This is a genomic window from Streptomyces sp. JNUCC 63 (assembly GCF_054366325.1).
In genome coordinates this window covers 5,567,743-5,585,453 of sequence record NZ_CM135963.1, presented here as the reverse complement: position 1 = coordinate 5,585,453, position 17,711 = coordinate 5,567,743, and the positions used below count along the sequence as shown (strand labels likewise).

Annotated in this window: 19 protein-coding genes and 1 pseudogene; 10 read left to right on the top strand and 10 right to left on the bottom strand. The window is 72.8% G+C overall.

Annotated features, from left to right (window positions below; all coding sequences use genetic code 11):
- The first annotated feature begins 13 nt into the window (after nt 1-13).
- Nucleotides 14-1,270, top strand: coding sequence for a hypothetical protein (locus ACX25U_RS25650; protein ID WP_454383439.1), 1,257 nt, complete (start codon nt 14-16; stop codon nt 1,268-1,270).
- A 98-nt stretch (nt 1,271-1,368) separates the two neighbouring features.
- On the top strand, nt 1,369-1,533 hold the full coding sequence (locus ACX25U_RS25645) for a hypothetical protein (protein WP_454383437.1): 165 nt from the start codon (nt 1,369-1,371) through the stop codon (nt 1,531-1,533).
- Between the two features lie 91 nt (nt 1,534-1,624).
- On the opposite strand, the gene ACX25U_RS25640 is transcribed toward ACX25U_RS25645, so the two are convergent.
- Nucleotides 1,625-2,482 carry a MaoC/PaaZ C-terminal domain-containing protein gene (locus ACX25U_RS25640; protein WP_454383436.1) on the bottom strand — a complete coding sequence of 286 codons (858 nt, stop codon included), beginning with the start codon at nt 2,480-2,482 and terminating at the stop codon, nt 1,625-1,627.
- Nucleotides 2,483-2,644: 162 nt separating this feature from the next.
- Here ACX25U_RS25640 and ACX25U_RS25635 point away from each other — a divergent pair, with 162 nt between their 5' ends.
- The 4 genes from ACX25U_RS25635 to ACX25U_RS25620 are packed head-to-tail and all read left to right on the top strand — an operon-like array spanning nt 2,645 to nt 6,195.
- Nucleotides 2,645-3,562 (top strand): ABC transporter ATP-binding protein, encoded by a 918-nt coding sequence (locus ACX25U_RS25635; protein ID WP_454383434.1) that lies wholly within the window; start codon nt 2,645-2,647, stop codon nt 3,560-3,562.
- Nucleotides 3,562-4,290, top strand: coding sequence for an ABC transporter permease (locus ACX25U_RS25630; protein ID WP_454383433.1), 729 nt, complete (start codon nt 3,562-3,564; stop codon nt 4,288-4,290). Before ACX25U_RS25635 ends, ACX25U_RS25630 begins: the two co-directional genes overlap by 1 nt.
- 15 nt (nt 4,291-4,305) lie before the next feature.
- Nucleotides 4,306-5,505 (top strand): sensor histidine kinase, encoded by a 1,200-nt coding sequence (locus ACX25U_RS25625; protein ID WP_454383431.1) that lies wholly within the window; start codon nt 4,306-4,308, stop codon nt 5,503-5,505.
- A gap of 48 nt (nt 5,506-5,553) precedes the next feature.
- Nucleotides 5,554-6,195: a response regulator gene (locus ACX25U_RS25620; RefSeq protein ID WP_454383430.1), complete on the top strand. Its 642-nt coding sequence runs from the start codon at nt 5,554-5,556 to the stop codon at nt 6,193-6,195.
- 5 nt (nt 6,196-6,200) lie between these two features.
- Here ACX25U_RS25620 and ACX25U_RS25615 read toward each other — a convergent pair whose 3' ends face one another.
- The 5 genes and pseudogenes from ACX25U_RS25615 to ACX25U_RS25595 form a co-directional block, all read right to left on the bottom strand.
- On the bottom strand, nt 6,201-6,935 hold the full coding sequence (locus ACX25U_RS25615; RefSeq protein WP_454383428.1) for a class I SAM-dependent methyltransferase: 735 nt from the start codon (nt 6,933-6,935) through the stop codon (nt 6,201-6,203).
- A gap of 229 nt (nt 6,936-7,164) precedes the next feature.
- Nucleotides 7,165-8,601, bottom strand: a complete 1,437-nt coding sequence (locus tag ACX25U_RS25610) for an MFS transporter (RefSeq protein WP_454383426.1) — start codon at nt 8,599-8,601, stop codon at nt 7,165-7,167.
- A 138-nt stretch (nt 8,602-8,739) separates the two neighbouring features.
- Nucleotides 8,740-9,156: an SsgA family sporulation/cell division regulator gene (locus ACX25U_RS25605; RefSeq protein ID WP_454383424.1), complete on the bottom strand. Its 417-nt coding sequence runs from the start codon at nt 9,154-9,156 to the stop codon at nt 8,740-8,742.
- Nucleotides 9,157-9,493: 337 nt separating this feature from the next.
- Entirely contained in the window at nt 9,494-9,904 is a 411-nt protein-coding gene (locus ACX25U_RS25600; RefSeq protein ID WP_454383422.1) for a hypothetical protein, read from the bottom strand.
- 463 nt (nt 9,905-10,367) lie between these two features.
- Nucleotides 10,368-10,540, bottom strand: a pseudogene (locus ACX25U_RS25595) (sigma factor-like helix-turn-helix DNA-binding protein); the annotation flags it as partial.
- Nucleotides 10,541-10,663: 123 nt separating this feature from the next.
- On the opposite strand from ACX25U_RS25595, the gene ACX25U_RS25590 reads away from it, so the two are divergent.
- From ACX25U_RS25590 to ACX25U_RS25580, 3 genes are all read left to right on the top strand, one after another.
- Nucleotides 10,664-11,365, top strand: coding sequence for a class I SAM-dependent methyltransferase (locus tag ACX25U_RS25590; protein ID WP_454383421.1), 702 nt, complete (start codon nt 10,664-10,666; stop codon nt 11,363-11,365).
- A gap of 10 nt (nt 11,366-11,375) precedes the next feature.
- Nucleotides 11,376-12,353, top strand: a complete 978-nt coding sequence (locus tag ACX25U_RS25585) for an N-acetylmuramoyl-L-alanine amidase (protein WP_454383419.1) — start codon at nt 11,376-11,378, stop codon at nt 12,351-12,353.
- A gap of 153 nt (nt 12,354-12,506) precedes the next feature.
- The gene (locus ACX25U_RS25580) at nt 12,507-13,307 is read left to right on the top strand and encodes a hypothetical protein (RefSeq protein WP_454383417.1); all 801 of its coding nucleotides are present in this window, start codon (nt 12,507-12,509) and stop codon (nt 13,305-13,307) included.
- Nucleotides 13,308-13,391: 84 nt separating this feature from the next.
- Here ACX25U_RS25580 and ACX25U_RS25575 read toward each other — a convergent pair whose 3' ends face one another.
- Entirely contained in the window at nt 13,392-13,964 is a 573-nt protein-coding gene (locus tag ACX25U_RS25575; protein WP_454383416.1) for a hypothetical protein, read from the bottom strand.
- 148 nt (nt 13,965-14,112) lie between these two features.
- Between ACX25U_RS25575 and ACX25U_RS25570 the strand changes: the two genes are divergently transcribed.
- A complete protein-coding gene (locus tag ACX25U_RS25570; protein ID WP_454383414.1) occupies nt 14,113-14,406 on the top strand; it encodes a hypothetical protein in 294 nt (97 codons plus the stop codon).
- 24 nt (nt 14,407-14,430) lie between these two features.
- On the opposite strand, the gene ACX25U_RS25565 is transcribed toward ACX25U_RS25570, so the two are convergent.
- The 3 genes from ACX25U_RS25565 to ACX25U_RS25555 are packed head-to-tail and all read right to left on the bottom strand — an operon-like array spanning nt 14,431 to nt 17,650.
- Nucleotides 14,431-15,510 carry a prenyltransferase/squalene oxidase repeat-containing protein gene (locus tag ACX25U_RS25565; protein ID WP_454383413.1) on the bottom strand — a complete coding sequence of 360 codons (1,080 nt, stop codon included), beginning with the start codon at nt 15,508-15,510 and terminating at the stop codon, nt 14,431-14,433.
- On the bottom strand, nt 15,507-16,259 hold the full coding sequence (locus ACX25U_RS25560) for a class I SAM-dependent methyltransferase (protein WP_454383411.1): 753 nt from the start codon (nt 16,257-16,259) through the stop codon (nt 15,507-15,509). The genes ACX25U_RS25565 and ACX25U_RS25560 overlap by 4 nt, the downstream gene beginning before the upstream one ends.
- Nucleotides 16,253-17,650: a glycosyltransferase family 4 protein gene (locus tag ACX25U_RS25555; RefSeq protein WP_454383409.1), complete on the bottom strand. Its 1,398-nt coding sequence runs from the start codon at nt 17,648-17,650 to the stop codon at nt 16,253-16,255. Before ACX25U_RS25555 ends, ACX25U_RS25560 begins: the two co-directional genes overlap by 7 nt.
- Between the last annotated feature and the right edge of the window lie 61 nt (nt 17,651-17,711).

Below are 17,711 nucleotides of genomic sequence, written 5' to 3'. Positions count from 1 at the left end.
AGGTGACCGAACAATGACAGCCTGTGTTGTCGAGCCTTCGGCGGCCGACGAGGACGACGGTACCCCGCGGGCGGGCTGCACGATCACGGTGGACGGCGCCTACGCCGCCCGGCTCGCACGCAGCGGCGACTCCTGGTACCCCGAGCGGTGGACGCTGGACGGCCCCGAACCCTACGCGGTGCCGCTGCCCGGCAACCAGCCCGAGGAGCCCGGTACGGAGGTGCAGCCGATGGGCGACGGCCGGGTCCTCATCCGGCGGCTGGTGGCCGGCCGGCACGCCTTCTCGCTGCTGTACCCGACCGGCCCCGGCACCGGCGAACTGCCGCTCGGCGCCCTCGAGTGCTCGAAGGGCGCCCGGCTGCGGCTGCTGTCCCCGGCACCGGGTGGCGAGCGGGCGTACGCGCTCGCCGTGGGCCCGCGCTCCACGGCGGTGTGGCTGGTGGCGGGCGGCGCCCGTGGGCCCGAGCAGCTGGCCGAGGTGCCGGGCCACTGCTCGGGCGGGGTCTGGCTGGACCGCGCCGGACGGCTGCTCGCCCTGGACCGGCGGACCGGCGGGCGCACCAAGGCGGTCGTGGTGGACCTCGAGCGCGGCGGCGAGACGTCCCCGCTGCTGCAGATCGCGGCCGACAGCGACGACCGGCTGCTGCTCGCCGACCCGGACAGCGGGCTGCTGCTGATCCGCTCGGACGCGCCCTCGCCCGGCCGGGAACGGCTGGGCTGGGGTGTCCTCGGCAGCACGCTGCCGGTGCGCTTCCCGGAGTGCCTGGTGCTGCCCGACTGCGTGGTGACGCCGTTCGCGATCCAGCCGGGGCAGGTGCTCACACCGGAGCACTGCGCGGTGGCGCTGCGCTGTGACGGCGCGTACGGCGGCTGGGTCGGCGTGTGGCGGCCCGCGGAGGGGTGGGTACGTCACCTCCCGGCGCCCGAGGGGTGGTTGGCCGGGGCGGGACTGTGGACGGGCGACGGCGTACTCCATCTGCCGTACGCCACCGAGGCGGTGCCGTGCGGGGTGGCGTGGTGGGCGGCTCCGGCGCCGGCGCGCGCCCCCCACCTCGCCCCGCCCGGCGTGCGGGACCGGGGCCTGGGGTCCGAGCCCGGCCCCGCATCACGCCCCGAGCCGGGGGCCGAACCGCGATCCGCACGCCGTCCGCGACCACAGCCCGGCCCCGAACTCGAAGCAGCCGCGTCGGAATCAGGGCCTCCGACCCCTCGCGCACCCCGTCCCGTCCCGTTGCAACAGGCGCCTCTGGGGCGGCTTGTAACGAAGTAGTGCCGGTTGGCGCGGCCGTCTGGATTCGACCCGAGGTGTGCCGGTTACACTCGCCCGGCTGTACGAAAGATCATTGTTGACGGGGTGAATTTCTTCCGATGAGCGACGCCAACACGACCCAGCCGCTCGAGGCCACGGACCAGGAGGCCCGGCAGGCCCCTGGCCACGGCAGGCACCGCGGCCCGGTCTCCTTCCACGACGGTGAGGCCGCCCCCAGCGGCCGTCACCGCAAGCCGGCCGAGGAGACCGAAGCGGCCGCCTGACGGTACCGAAGCGGTGAGCGGCCCCGTCCTTCCACGAAGGGCGGGGCCGCTTCGCGTCCTCGCTCGCGCCGTGCGCTCCGCGGGACCGGGCTCAGGAGTGTTCGACGATCGTGTCGGCCAGCACGGGCGCGTCCGACCGCTCGACGGCCGTGACCGACACCCGGACCCGACCGTCCCGCCGCCACATGCGGATGCGCAGGGTCTCGCCCGGGTACACCACCCCGGCGAAGCGCGTGGCGTAGGACCGTACGCGGGTCACGTCACCGCCGAGCAGGGTGTCGACGACCGCCTTCAGCGTGATGCCGTAGGTGCACAGCCCGTGCAGGACGGGCCGGTCGAATCCGGCGCGCCCGGCGAACTCGGGGTCGGCGTGCAGCGGGTTGCGGTCACCGCTCAGCCGGTAGAGCAGGGCCTGGTCCTCGCGGACCGTCCGTTCGACGGTGCGCTCCGGCTCTCCGGTGGGCGGGTCGAGGCGGGTGGAGGGGCCGCGGTCGCCGCCCCAGCCACCCTCGCCGCGTACGAAGATCCGCGCGTCGGTGGCCCACAGCGGGCCGTCGGCGTCGGCGGCCTCGGTGCGCATCACGAGGACGGCCGCCGTGCCCTTGTCGTACACGGCGGTGATACGGCTGGTGGCGGTGGCGGTGCCCTGGGCGGGGATGGGGCGGTGCACGGTCAGCGTCTGGCCGCCGTGCAGCACGCGGGCGAGGTCGACCTCGACACCGGGCATGGACAGGCCACTGATCACGCCGGGCGAGCCGGCGCCGGCGACGGTGGCGAAGCTCGGCAGGACGTGCAGTCTGCTCTCCAGGGTGTACCGCAGCTCGTCGGGGTCGGTGGCGGGCCGGCCCGCGCCGATACCGAGGTGGTAGAGCAGGACGTCCCTGGGTGTCCAGGAGATCTCGCCGGTCCGGGGTTCGGCGGCGAGGGCCTTGGCTGCGTCGATGGGCATGGGGCTCCTGTGTCTCCTGACGGGTCCGGTCGTCCGAGTGACCTCTGTATTCCGCCGGATTCCCGCCGGACGACCGTGGCACGCCGACCGTGACATTTGTCCTGCCCGAGTCCGTACAAGCGCCTCTGCCGGGCGGGAGACTGGTTTCGTAGCGTCGTAGACATGACACAGACAGAACGTGCCGTGTCCTTCACGGGGGTGGCCAAGGCCTTCGGCGACGTGCGCGCCGTCGACGGCGTGTATCTGAAGATCGCACGGGGTGAGACCGTCGCCCTGCTGGGCCGCAACGGCGCCGGCAAATCGACGACGATCTCGCTGCTGCTCGGCCTGTGCGAGCCCGACGCGGGCGCGGTGGAGCTGTTCGGCGGGCCGCCCGGGCGGGCGGTGCGCGCCGGTCTGGTCGGGGCCATGCCGCAGGAGGCGCGGGCGGTGCCCCGGGTCACCGTCCGCGAGCTGGTCGCCTTCGTGGCCGGCCGCTATCCGGCGCCGTTGCCCGTCGTCCGCGTCCTGGAACTGGCCGGGATCGCCCACCTGGCCGGGCGGCGCGTGGACCGGCTCTCCGGCGGCCAGACGCAGCGCGTGCGGTTCGCGGTCGCGCTGGCCGGCAATCCCTCGCTGCTGGTGCTGGACGAGCCGACCGCGGCCCTGGACGTCGAGGCGCGCCGCGCCTTCTGGGAGACGATGCGGGCCTACGCGCGCGGCGGCCGCACGGTGCTGTTCTCCACGCACTACCTGGAGGAGGCCGACACCCACGCCGACCGGATCCTCGTCCTGGACCGCGGCCGGATCGTCGCCGACGGCACCGGCGAGGAGCTGCGGCGCGCGGCGGGCGGCAGCCTGGTCGCCTTCGACCTGGCCGGGCGCGGCACCGAGGGTCTGGAGCTGCTGCCGGGCGTGCGGTCGGTCGAGGTGCGCGGGGACCGGGCGCGGCTGCGCACCGACGACTCGGACGCGACCGTGATCGCCCTGGCCGAACTGGGCGCGATATGCGGCCTGGAGGTCGCCCCGGCCTCGCTCGACGACGCGTTCCTGGCCCTGACCGGCACAAGCGGCGCCCAAGGGACACGGGAGACGGTGTGATGCGCGACGTGCTCGCCTACCTGCGCCTGGAGGTGCGCCGCACCCTGCGCGACGTGGGTTTCGTGATCGGCGGGATCGCGATGCCGGTGATGATGTACCTGCTGTTCACCAACCTCGGCGACAGCAGCGACGGAGGCTGGCGGACCGCCTCCATGGTCGGCATGGCCGCCTACGGCGCGGTCGGCTCCGCCCTCAACACCGGCGGCGGGGTCGCCGAGGACCGTACGGTCGGCTGGCTGCGGCAACTGAGGGTGACCCCGATGACCCCGCGCCAGGTCGTCACCGGACGGGCGCTGACCGGTTCGGTGACCGTGCTGCCCGCGATCTGCGCGGTGCTGCTGGCGGGCGGCCTCATCAACGGCGTACGGCTCGCGGTGTGGCAGTGGGCGCTGACGGCGCTGCTGCTGTGGCTGGGCTCGATTCCGTTCACGCTGCTCGGCCTGGGCAACGGCTACGGGCTGACCGCACAGACCACGGGCGTGGTGAACATGGTGTGCAACCTGGGGCTCGCGGTCCTCGGCGGCCTGTGGTTCCCGGTCGCCCTCTTCCCGCACTGGCTGCGCGCGGTCTCCGTGTACACGCCCACCCACCGGGTCGCCGAGCTCGGGGTCTCGGTCACCGAGGGGCACGCCCCGGCGGCCGGTGCCATCCTCGTACTGGCGGGCTGGCTGCTGGTGTTCGGTTCGTACGCCGTGCTGTCGTACCGCCGCCATGCCGGCGAGGTCTGACGGGGGGAAGGAAACATGATCTGGTCGCGCAGGTCCTGTCACCCGGAGCAGAACGGTTCATGGAAGGCGCAGGACCACTTGGGCCCGCCGCCCACCGGCTTCTCCCTGCTGCCGTGGCTGCTGATGGGCCTGGGCTCCCTGTCCAATGTCCTGCAGGGCCAGACTCCCGACCCGTGGATCGGCGGCCTCGGTCTGCTCGTCTTCAACTCGCTGTACGTCTACGTCGTCTTCCGCGCCTTCGACAAGGACAGGCGCGAGGCGGCCTCCACGCGCGTCGCACTGCTGCTCATGGGCCTGGTGACCACCGGGCTCGCCCTCGGCTACGGCGGCAACTGGGTGCTGTTCTTCCCGCTGCTGGGACTCGCCACCGGGGCGATCCTGCGCAGCCCCTGGCTGGGGAGGACGGGCCTGCTGTTGTCCGCGTTCGCGGGGGCCGTCTCCGCCTTCCGCGAGGGCTGGAACGGGATCAACGTCGCCTACGGCACGTTCCTGTCCAGCATGGTGACCGCCGCGATCCTGAACCTGAGCGAGGCCGTACGGGAACTGCGCGCCGCCCGCGAGGAGTTGGCCCGCCGCGCGGTGGAGGAGGAGCGGCTGCGCTTCTCCCGGGACCTGCACGACCTGCTGGGTCACACGCTGTCGGTGATCGTGGTGAAGTCGGAGGCGGCCCGGCGGCTGGCGCCCCGCGACCCGGGGGCGGCGCTCACGCAGATCACCGACATCGAGTCGGTCGGCCGGCAGGCGCTCACCGAGATCCGCGAGGCGGTCACCGGTTACCGCGAGGGCAGCCTCAGCACCGAACTGGACCAGGCCCGCTCGGCGTTGACCGCCGCCGGCATCGAGCCCGTGGTGCGCCGCTCGGGCCCGCCGCTGACCCCGCAGGCCGAGGCACTGCTGGGCTGGGTGGTGCGCGAGGCGGTCACCAACGCCGTACGGCACAGCGGCGCGAGCCGCTGCGAGATCACCGTCACGGGCACGGCCGAGAGGACCCGTCTGACGGTCACCGACAACGGTGAGGGCACGTCCCCGGAGCCGGCCGCGGAGGGCAGCGGCGGCACCGGCCTGAAGGGTCTGACCGAACGCCTCGCGACGGCGGGCGGCTCCCTGCGGGCGGGCCCGTCGCCGCGCGGCGGCTTCACGGTGACTGCCGAACTCCCCACGGAGTCGGAGGATGTGCCGACGACGGCGGTGTCCACGGCATCCAGGGCGACGTGACCTGCCAGGCACGTCTCGCGATACGGTCGCAGTGCCTACCCTTGGGCCGTGAACGAGACGCCCCGGGACCACCGGCCCGCCCAGTCCGTCCGCGTCCTGCTCGCCGAGGACCAGGGCATGATGCGCGGCGCGCTCGCCCTGCTGCTCGGCATGGAGGACGACATGGAGGTCGTCGCCCAGGTCTCGGCGGGCGACGCCATCGTGGACGCCGCGCTGACCCACCGCCCGGACGTGGCGCTGCTGGACATCGAACTGCCGGGGATGAGCGGCCTGGACGCCGCCGCCGAACTGCGTGAGCAGGCTCCCGGCTGCCGGGTGCTGATCCTGACCACCTTCGGCCGGCCCGGCTATCTGCGCCGGGCCATGGAGGCCGGGGCCGCGGGCTTCCTGGTCAAGGACGGGCCGGTGGAGGAACTGGCCGCCGCGATCCGCCGGGTGCTCGCCGGGGAGACGGTGGTCGACCCGGCGCTGGCCGCGGCGGCCCTCAGCTCCGGCCCGAACCCGCTCACCGCCCGCGAGTGCGACGTGCTGCGGGCCTCCGCCGACGGGGCGACGGTCGCCGACATCGCCGCGAAGCTGCACCTGTCGGAGTCCACCGTCCGCAACTACCTCTCCGCCGCGATCGGCAAGACCGGCGCCCGCAACCGCGTGGAGGCCATGCGGGAGGCCCGCCACCAGGGCTGGTTGTAAGGGCCCTACACGGACTCCCGCCGGAACAGCCCCGCCCACAGGAACGCCTCCCCGAAGTGCGGCGAGTCCTCCGGCTCGTCCCGCATCCGCCGCAGCTCCACCTCCGTCAGATCGGCGAAGATCCGCCGCAGTGACTCGGGCGTGTAGGCGAGCCCGCCGTGCAGACGGCCGCCGCGGTACAACTCCGCGTCGGACAGCTCACATCCCATGCTTCCTGCTGCGAAACAGGTCAGAGCCAGGTGACCGCCGGGGGCCGACACCCGCTCCAGGAGGGCCAGATAACTGATCCGGCGGTGCGGCGGCAGGTGGTGGAAGCACCCGGAGTCGTAAACGAGGTCGTACGGCCCGGTCAGCCGCGTACCGGCATCCCCGAAGGCGTCCCCGCACACGAACCGGACGTCGGCCCCCGCTTCCCGGGCCCGGCCCTCGGCCCAGCCAACGGCCTCCGCCGACAGATCGACCGCATCCACCTCGAAGCCCCGCGCGGCGAGGTACAGGGCATTGCGCCCCGGCCCGCACCCCAGGTCCAGCGCCCGGCGCCCGCCGACCAGCCCCCGCTCCAGCCACTCGACGAGGTTCTCGTCCGGCTTGTCCACGAAGAACGGCACCGGCCGTGACCGGTCGGCGTAGAACCCGTCCCACCATCCGGCCGCCCCATCGGTCCACCGATCGGCGTCCGGTGCGAACAGCCCGTCCAGCAGCACCAGTACGTCGTCCACCGTGCGGATGTCCCGGTCCATGTGGATCCCCTCTCCCCGGGCCCTTCCAAGGCCCGTTCCCGGTACCGCGACCGTAGCGTCGGACAACTCGAAAGCCCAGGTCAATTGGGGTGAGCACGGTCTTGCGAGGCGCGCTGTCCGGGCGCGTGCGGGGCCGGTGCGGGCGCCGGAAGGGGATCACGCCGGGGCCCGGCGGAAACTCCCCCCGACCCCGCGCCGAAGGCCTCCCTGGCGGCGAACCGCGCTGCGCCTAGCCGACTTTCCGCGCGGAACGCGGCAGCCACGCCAGCATCAGCAGCGCCCCGCCGAGCAGCACGGCCGTACTGGTGCGGAAGACCAACGCGTATCCCTCCGTCAGGCCCACCGGCGTGGTCCGGCCCTCCGTGCGGGCCGCCGCGATGGTCGACATGATCGCGAGACCCAGTGAACCGCCCATCGTGCGGGAGGTGTTGATGAGACCGGACACCAGTCCGGCGTCCTCGGGCGCCGCCCCGGAGGTCGCCAGCGCGGCGAGCGGGGTGCCCGCCAGCCCCGCGCCCAGCATCATCAGGATCCCGGGGAACATGATGGCCGTGAAGTACGTGCCGTCCGCCCGTATCGTCGACTGCCAGGCGAACCCGGAGGCCGCCACCAGCGTTCCCAGCACGGCGACATTGCGCGCCCCCGCCGCCCGCATGAGGCGCGGTGCCAGCTTGGAGCCGATGACCACCGCCAGTGAGCTGGGGACCAGGGCGAGTCCGGCGTCCAGCGGCGTGTAGCCGAGCACGTTCTGCGCGTACAGGGTCATGAAGAACCACATGCAGAACATCGCCGAACCGGAGACGAACATCCCCGCGTTCGCGGACGCCACCGAGCGCACCCGCAGCAGCGCGAGCGGCATCAGCGGGGCGGCCGTACGTGCCTCGACGGCGAGGAAGAGCCCGATGAGCGCAAGCCCGGCGAGCAGCGGCACCAGCGTGGCCGCGGCCGTCCAGCCCTCCGCCTCGGTCTGCGAGATCCCGTACGCCAGCGTCGCCAGCCCCGCCGTCACCAGCAGCGCGCCCGGCAGGTCCAGCCGGCGCCCGTCCCCGGCCCTGCTCTCCACCAGCCACCCCACGGCCCCGGCGAGCACCACCGCGCCGACGGGCACGTTGATCAGCAACACCCACCGCCACGACAGCCCCTGCACCAGGACCCCGCCGACCAGACCGCCCGCCGCTCCGCCGCCCGCGCCGACCGCCGTCCAGGTGGCTATGGCCCGGGCCCTCGCCGTCCCCTCGGGCACGGCGGCGGTCAGCAGCGTCAGCGTGGAGGGCGCCAGCACGGCCGCGCCCAGCCCCTGAACGGCCCGCGCGAGCAGCAGTTGCCAGCCCTCCTGGGCCAGGCCCCCGCCCAGCGAGGCCAGCGTGAACAGGCCGAGTCCCACCAGGAACATGCGCTTGCGCCCGTACAGGTCCCCGGCCCGGCCGCCGAGCAGCATGAAACCGGCGAACGCGATGGCGTAGGCGTTCACCACCCACTGCAGCCCCGGGCCGCTCAGTCCGAGGTCGGTCCGCATCGACGGCAGGGCCACGTTGACGACGGACACGTCCAGCACGACCAGGAACTGTCCGGCGCAGGCGAGGGCCACCACGAGCCAGGTGGGCGGCGGCGCGGTACGGCGGCGGACGGTCGGGGTGGTGCCAACGGCTTCGAACATGGGGGTCATGGTCTCAAGCCGCTCGCGCCCCTCGCATCGGGCATCCGCACGAGACCGGCCGGTCCGGAGGCCCAGGTCCTGCGCCCGACCGGACAACCGGACGAGCGGTCGGATCCAGAGTCGTGGGAGTCCTCGCGGCGGGTGCCTTCAGGACGTCCCGTTCAGGAACCGGTCGAGGTGGCTTTCCAGGTCCAGTGCCTCGGTCTCCTGGTGGGCGGGCACCAGCTCGTACGTGCGAAGCAGCCAGTGCTCGACTGCCGGGAGTGCGGCGATGAGGTGGGCGGACCCGCCCGGAGAGGTCAGGAGAAGGTGCAGGAGTGCTTCCGGACCGGTTCCGGTCGGCCATATCCGCACGTCGCCCTCTCCGCCGGGTGCCAGCATCCCTCGGGCGAGCAGCTCGCGTGAGATGACCCAGGACACTGGGCCTCGGACGAGGTCGTGGAAGAGGAACTCCACCACAAGCGGGTCCTGCGACCTGTAGAGCAGGTGGGTCGGTACCGGAAGCCGTGCGCCCAGGGGCGACACGAGCTCCATGCCGAGCATGTGGTCTACGCAAGTGATCATGGCTCTGTGTTCGTTCGGGGGCCGGGGCGGTGCCGGGCCCGTGCGGTCGGCGGAAGACGCGGTCCGTCCGGCGGTCACGGTGACCGTCCCGGAGGCGGTCTCCATGGATTTCGGGCGCCCGGCCCGTGGCAACGGCGGCTGCGGAACCTCCGCGCGGGGCGCGGGGGCGGCGTTCGGTGTCATGGCCGCTGCTGTCCCTCGAGCGGCCATGACACCGAACGCCGCCCCCACTGCCCTGTGACGCCCGCCCGCATGTGGTGCGGGGGTGGCTGAGGCCGTGTCACTTGCCCACCGGCGTACGGCGGTCCAGGCAGTGGCGGCCCGGTGCCCGCGGTCCTCAGCGGTGTGAACGGTCGTGGTGCTCCAGGCTGCCCCAGTAGGCGTATCCGTGGTCGTCGGCCCAGCGGAGCTGGTCGAGGACCCACTGACGACGGCCTTCGTCGATCTGCGCCCGGTAACCGTCGCGGTCGTCGTACCGGACCCAGTGGCGACCTCCACCGTGATCCCGCTTCCAGTAGCCACGATCGCCGCCGCCCCGACCGCCGAATGCGCTGCGCCGGTCCCCGTTGTGCTTGTGCCGGTCCCCGTTGTGGTGGTCAGCGATTCGGACGACGGATGCGGCGCCCGACTGGCTGCCGCTCGGGTACGTCGCCGCCGAGGCGGAGCCACCGGTGGCGAGAAGCCCGGCTGCCGCGGCGGCGGTCGAGGCGATCGCGACGGCGATCCGACGAAAAGTCCTGCTTGCCATGATTCCCTCTCTTACCTCACCCCACGATGGGAATGGGGGAGTCGGTGCGTATTTGCCTCGCCGGCATTGAAGACACTAACCCTGACTTGTTGAACGATGAACTATCTCTGGCGGTGAGGTGCACCACGTGGCGAAAAGTCGCCGCGTCGGAATATTTCTGCGACACCCGCTGTTGCGAGCCGGTCCTCGGGCGGCAGTCGGGGGTCCGCTCACCTCGCGCCGCCTCATGGGAAACAACTCGGCGATCCCGCGGCCACGTTGGACGACGCCACACCTCAGGCGTATGCGCCGGCTGCGAAGAGGGCGGGCTGCAGGCCGTCGGCGATGACGATCCGGCTGTCTCGACGGTCGCCCACCGTGCGGATGCCCCGCCCCCCATGACTCCCTTCCCCGTCCGAGTGACGGCGATCGCAGGGCCGGGCCGAGGGCGCTTTCCGGCAGTGGCGCCACCGCCGCGCCGCTATCCCGTCACCTCCGCCGCCCGCGTCTCCGTCAGGTCCTCCCAGTAGCGCAGGACCACCGCCCCCGCTGCCGCGGCGGCAGTTGGGCGAGGGCCTTCAGCAGGGCGCTGCGGTCGTCGGCCTGGGCGGTGCGGTCACCGGCGTCGGCCACCTCGTGCACCAGACCCGATCGGTCACCGCCTGAGCCGCACGCACGCCCGACTGAGACGTACGCCACCGCACCCCGGTCGCCCGGGCGGCAGGGGGTGCGGCAGCATGGCGGCCGGAACGGACGTACGACCGGAAGGACCCCCACCCCATGCCCGCGGCACCCTCCCCCGAGCCCTCGGCTGCGTTCGAGCAGGGGGGACCCCCGTCGGAGATCCTGGCCGCCTTCGAGGCCGCCAAGGGGTTCATGCCCGCCGGCGAAGGGCTCGCGCTGTACGCGGCGGCCGTGGAGGCCGGGCGGCTCGGGCTGCCGTTGCTCGAGGTCGGCACGTACTGCGGGCGCTCCACCATCCTGCTCGCCGACGCCGCCCGGCAGGCCGGGGTCACCGCGCTCACCGTGGACCACCACCGCGGCAGCGAGGAGCAGCAGCCCGGCTGGGAGTACCACGACCCGGAGACGGTCGACCCCGAGATCGGCCTGATGGACACGCTGCCCACCTTCCGGCGCACGCTGCACAGGGCAGGTCTGGAGGAGCACGTGGTGGCGCTCGTCGGCCGCTCGCCGCGGATCGCCGCCCTGTGGAACACCCCGCTCGGCCTGGTCTTCATCGACGGCGGCCACACCGACGAGCACGCCGGCGCCGACTACGAGGGCTGGGCCCCGCATGTCGCGGTGGGCGGCCTGCTGGTCATCCACGACGTGTTCCCGGACCCGGTGGACGAGTTCACCGGACAGGCCCCGTACCGCGTCTACCTCCGGGCCCTGGAGTCAGGGGAGTTCACCGAGGTCTCGGTGACCGACTCGCTGCGCGTCCTGCGGCGAACGGAAGCGGCCGCCTCCGCCCGCCGTTAGAGTCGCAGACGTGTCGTACCTAGGCCCCGAATTCGGTCCCCCGCAGCCCGAGCGCCCGCGCCGTCTCCGGCGTGGGCCGCTGACCGTCGCGCTCGCCGCGCTGGTGCCCGGGGCGCTGCTGGGCTGGGTGGTGTACGAGACGGTGGGGTCCTCGGGCGGCGGTTCGGGCCCGGCTGCCGTACGGTCGGCGACCGGCAGCCCCTCCGGTTCGGAGGAACCGCTGCTGCCCTCCTACCCCGGCCAGGACGACAAGCGGCCGAGCGCGTCGGCGACCTCGGCACCCACGACCTCCTCGCCCGCCGCCTCCGGGCCGCTCAAGGGGAAGGTCGTCGTCATCGACCCGGGGCACAATCCCGGCAACTTCCAGCACACCTCCGAGATCAACCGCAAGGTGGACATCGGCACCAACCGCAAGGAGTGCGACACCACGGGCACGTCCACCAACGCCGGTTACACCGAGGCCCGGTTCACGCTGGACGTGACCCACCGGCTGCGCGCGCTCCTCGAAGCGCAGGGCGCCACGGTGAAACTGACCCACGACGACGGTTCACCGTCCTGGGGCCCGTGCGTGGACGAGCGCGCCCGGATCGGCAACGCCGCGCACGCGGACGCCGCCGTCTCCATCCACGCCGACGGGTCGGCACCGGGCAACCGCGGCTTCCACGTGATCCTTCCGGCGGCCGTGCACGCCGGCGCCGCCGACACCCGCCCGATCGTCGCCGCCTCCCGCGATCTCGGCGAGCGCATCGCGGGCAACTTCGTACGCGTCACGGGCGAGAGGCCGTCGAACTACATCGGCGGCGGCACCGGTCTGGTCACGCGCAAGGACCTGGGCGGTCTCAATCTGTCAACGGTTCCTAAGGTGTTCATCGAGTGCGGCAACATGCGCGACAGCAAGGACGCGGCATCGCTGACCAGCGGCGACTGGCGGCAGAAAGCGGCAGAGGGGATCTCCGAGGGAATCGTGAGTTTCCTGCGCGGGTCCTGACCGGGACGCTCATCCCTACGGACAGCCCGGGCGTACGGACGATAGTGTCATCCGTACGACGAGGGCACCCCCCGCGCTTCGCACCGCGGCCTGACGGCGAGATGGTGACGGCGACGCCTCTACCGACGACGAGACGACCCAGAAGGACCTGAAGTGAATATCCGCTCCCTCACTCGGGGCGACGGCGTGGTGATCGGAGCAGCGGTGTTGCTCTTCATCGCGTCGTTCCTCAAGTTCTACTCCATCTCCGGGTTCATCAGACTGGACCAGAACGCGTGGGACAGCCTCGGCACCGGTCTCGGCATCTACATGGGCGGAGTCATCGGTGCCGCCCTGATCGTCTTCAACCGCTGCCTGCCGCAGCCCCGCAAGGTCGCCGGCCTGGACCTCGGGACGGTCGGCACGGCGTTCACGGTTCTCGTCGCATGGAGCCTGTTCTGGACGCTCGTGGGCGTCCCTGACGGCGCGTCCGCCGCCGCCGGTCTGATCCTCGGCTTCATCGCGGCCCTGGTCCTGGCCGGCGCCGCCGTCGCCACCCCCCTGGTCCCCGCCCTCCAGGCGGCTCTGGTCCCCGCCCCCAGGCCGAGCACGCCGCAGCCCTACGGCGCGCAGCCGCAGGGCGGTTACGGCTACCCGGGCGCCGGGCAGCAGCCGTACGGCGGACAGCCGCAGCAGACCCAGCCGTTCGGCGGCGGCGCCCAGCCGCAGCAGGGCCAGCAGGCCCCGCAGGCCCCGCAGGGTCAGCCGCCGGCGGGGGCCTTCTCGCCGTTCTGGTTCGCCGTGCCGGCGCCGCGTCCGCTGTTCGCGGAGGACGGCTCCCCCGCGCCGATCGCCGAACTGGCGCCGGGCGTGTGGTATCTGGCCGTGGAGCAGCGCGGCCAGGGCCTGCTGGCCGAGATGCAGGACGGCCGCCGCGGTGTCCTGCAGGACGCCTCCAACATCCAGCGCGGCTGACCCGGCCCGCGCCGGGCAGCCCTGCGGCCCCTCGCTCTTCCGGGCGGGGGGCCGTCGCCGTCTGCCGGCGGAGCCGAACGGCTCCTAGGAGGTGGCGCCGCTGCGCAGCTGGGCGTTGGTCGGCACCTTGTTCTTGACCGGGGCGCCCGCGCCGGCCCCGGCGCCCTTCACCTTGTTGATGGTGTTGTTGTAGTCGTTGACCGCCGAGCCGTCGCCATGACGGAGCCTGGAGGGCAGGTGCCTCAGGCCCGCGATGGCTCCGCTGACCCCGGCGAGGGCCTTGGCGAGCTTGGGGTCGCCCTTGGCGTTGCGTTCGGCCGCCCTGAGGCGGTTGTACGCGAACGCGCCCGCGAGGGCCGCCTTGGCGAGGGTCGCCTTGCGATGCGGCGCGCCCTTCTTGAACTTGCCCTCCCTGAACGGTTTCACGATCCACTCGTAGGTGGCCCCGGCGGCGAGACCGGCGTTCGCCACGAAGCGGGTCTTGGCGAACTTCTGCTTCTGCGCCGACGTGGTGGGGCTGGGCGTGGCGGCCGCCACGGCGACGGTCGGCTCATGGTGCGCGGTGCTCCGGCCCGCGGCCCACGCGGGGGTGGAGCCGGCGAGCAGGGCGCAGCAGAGAGTGAGCGCCACGGCGAGGCGCCGTATCGGAACGGGCACGTTTCCTCCCGGAATATGTTGCTACGGGTACTCCGGAGGTCCGTGTGATCCTGGGTGCGCTTGTCAAAACAGAGCACCGAGGGTGTCCGCCCGTCACGCCTCGTACGCATTACAGGTTTCAAGCAGGATTCCGGGGCAGACGGACAGCATGTCCCTTCGATATCGCACGGGTTCCAATTCCGCTGGGACGGTCATCGCGGTGGTCGCGGACATCATGGCCGTCATCCTCGGACTGTGGATACTGATGTACCTGCTGGACGCCAACCGGGCCAACGAACTGGTCCAGTTCGTCCACAGCGCGGCCGACTGGCTCGCCGGCTGGTCCCGGGATCTGTTCACCTTCGACGAGGCCTGGGCGCGTGTGGTCGCCGGCTACGGCCTGGCCGCCGTGGTCTACCTCTTCGTCGGCCACGCCGTCGCCAACCGCATGCACCGCCACTGACGGCGGCCGGTCCGCCGGCCGTCGTCAGGCGGGTGCGGCGCAGCAGTCCGGGTCCAGGCCCCTGGGCAGGCGGTCGCCCGAGAAGACCGTGCAGGTGGCCTCGTGGCCGCCGAGCGCGGCGACGGCGAGCAGGAGCGCGCCGGCGGTCCACGTGGTCAGTTCCCGCGGCCATATGGCCTCGTCCTCGAAGACGTAGCCCGTCCAGTACAGGCCGGTCTCCGGATCGCGCAGGTGCTGGATGGACTGCAGGACGTCCAGCGCGCGGTCGGACTCGCCCACGGCCCACAGGGCCAGGGCGAGTTCGGCCGACTCGCCGCCCGTCACCCACGGGTTGGGGACGACGCAGCGCACGCCGAGGCCGGGCACCACGAAGCGGTCCCAGTCCGCCTCGATCCGCGCCTTCGCCTCCGCGCCGGTCAGCGCACCGCCCAGCACCGGGTAGTACCAGTCCATCGAGTAGCGGTCCTTGTCCAGGAACCGCTCCGGGTGCTCGCGGATCGCGTGTCTCAGCGCGCCCACCGCCAACTCCCAGTCCGGCTGCGGCTCTTCCCGCTGCTCCGCGATCGCCAGCGCACAGCACAGCGCCTGGTGGACCGACGAGCACCCGGTCAGCAGCGCGTCCGTCGTGTCCGTGCCGTCGTCCTCGCGCTTCCAGCCGATCTGCCCGCCCGGCTGCTGCAGCCGCAGCACGAACTCGACGGCCGCGTGGACGACCGGCCACATGCGGTCCAGGAACGTGTCGTCGCCCGTGGACAGGTAGTGGTGCCACACCCCTACGGCGATGTAGGCGACGAAGTTCGTCTCCCGCCTGTAGTCGGTGACCTCGTCGTACGCCCCGTCGGCGTAGGCCGCGTACCAGGAGCCGTCGCTCAACTGGTGCCGGGCCAGCCACGCGTACGCCCGCTCGGCCGCCTCGTGCTCGCCGGCCGCGTCCAGCGCCATCGCCGCCTCGACGTGGTCCCACGGGTCGAGGTGGTGCCCGCGGAACCACGGGATCGCCCCGTCCTCCCGCTGCGCGGCGAGGATGCCGCGCACGGTCGCGGCGGCCTGCCCGGCGGTGAGGACCCCGGGCAGGACGAGGTGTTCTGTCCGGGGAGTGGTCACGGGGCGGCCGCCTCGCCGGTCGCGGCCGGCCGCGGCAGGTGCGGCTTGGTCGCGTACGCCACGAAGCTCTTGCCGATCAGCGGGTTCAGCGCCTGCTCGGCCACCCGCGTGGCCAGCGGCTTCTTCATGATGTCCCAGACCAGCAGCTTGTGGTACGCGCGCACCGGCAGCACCTTGTCGTTGTCGACGCCGAACGCGCACTTCAGCCACCAGTACGGCGAGTGCAGCGCGTGCGCGTGGTGGGTGCCGTACGGCTTCAGGCCCGCCTCGCGCATCTTCGTCAGCAACTCGTCGGCCTTGTAGATGCGGATGTGGCCGCCCTCGACCTCGTGGTAGGCGTCGGACAGGGCCCAGCAGACCTTCTCGGGGCCGTAGCGCGGCACGGTGACCGCGATCCGGCCGCCCGGCTTCAGCACCCGGACCATTTCGGCGAGTACACCCTTGTCGTCCGGGATGTGCTCCATCACCTCGGAGATGATGACGACGTCGAACGACTCGTCGGGGAAGGGCAGGGCGAGGGCGTCGCCCTCCATGGCGGTGGCGGTGGCCCCGGCGGGCGCCTCACCGGCCTCCTTCATCGCCGCGAACCACTTGGCGACCTCGCGGATCTCCTCACCGTTGCGGTCCAGCGCCACGACCCGCGCACCACGCCGGTAGCACTCGAACGCGTGCCGGCCGGCACCGCAGCCGAGGTCCAGGACGCGGTCGCCCGGGGCGAGCGGGAACCGGGAGAAGTCGACGGTCAGCACGTGGCCCTGCTTTCGGAGTAGACAGCCTCTGAGGCCGCGGAGCGGCCGGGATTCCGGGGCGCGGAGCGGCGCGGGGTCGGGCCGGCGGAGCCGGCGAGAGCCTCGCGGTAGTGCAGCACCGTGCCCTCCGCCGCACGGGCCCACGTGAAGTGCCGCAGCACCCGCTCACGCCCGGCCGCGCCCAGCCGCGCCCGCAGCTCCGGGTCGCCCAGCAGCCGGTTCAGCCCGGCGGCCAGCGCCCCCGCGTCACCGGGCGGCACCGCGAGGCACGTCTCGCCGTCGCGCCCGGCGACCTCCGGGATCGCGCCCCCGGTCGTGGCGACCAGCGGCGTACCGGTGGCCATCGCCTCGGCCGCCGGCAGCGAGAAGCCCTCGTACAGCGACGGCACGCACGCGACCTCGGCCGAGCGGACCAGGTCGACCAGTTCGGCGTCCGAGATGCCCTTGACGAACTCGACGGCACCCTCGAGGCCGTACCGCTCGATCGCCTGCGCGACGGGCCCGTCCTCGGCCCGCTTGCCGACGACGACGAGGTGCGCCCCGGGGTGCTCCGTCCGTACCTTCGCCAGTGCCTCGACGAGGAAGACCAGGCCCTTGAGCGGCACGTCCGCGCTGGAGGTGGTCACGATCCGTCCGGGGACCTGCGGCACGGCCTGGTCGGGCGAGAACAGGTCGGTGTCGGCGCCGATGTGCACGACGTGGACCCGGTCCCGACGTACGCCGAGGTGGTCGACGATCTCCTGGCGCGACGTACCGGAGACGGTGAGCACGGACGGCAGCCGGCGCGCGACGCGCTTCTGCATGCGGGTGAAGGCGTACCAGCGCCGTACGGACATCCGCCGCTGCCGGCCCTCGGCGGCGTCCAGCTCCAACTGCCGGTCCACGGTGATGGGGTGGTGGATGGTGGTGACCAGGGGCGCGCCGATGTCCCCCAACAGCCCGTATCCGAGCGTCTGGTTGTCGTGGACGACGTCGAACTCGCCGCGCCGGGCGCGCAGATGGCGGCGAGCGCGCAGCGAGAACGTCAGCGGCTCGGGGAAGCCGCCGGTCCACATGGTGGCGACCTCCAGCGCGTCGATCCAGTCGCGGTACTCGTCGCGCTTGGGGGTGCGGAAGGGATCGGGCTGCCGGTAGAGGTCGAGGCTGGGCAGCTCGGTGAGGCCCAGCCGGCCGTCTTCGTCCAAGGTGTCGAGGACCGGGTACGGCTGCGCGCCGATCACCTCGACCCGGTGGCCGAGGCGGGCCAGCTCGCGCGAGAGGTGGCGTACGTAGACGCCCTGGCCGCCGCAGAACGGGTTTCCCTTGTAGGTGAGGAGTGCGATCCTGAGCGGTCGCTCGCCGTCTGCGGCGAGGTCCGCCGGGGACCCCGCTCGACTGGCCTCAGCGGTCACTCCGGGCCCCCTTCTGACTGCACTGCCCCGCGAGGTTACGCCGGGACGCTAATCTAGAACA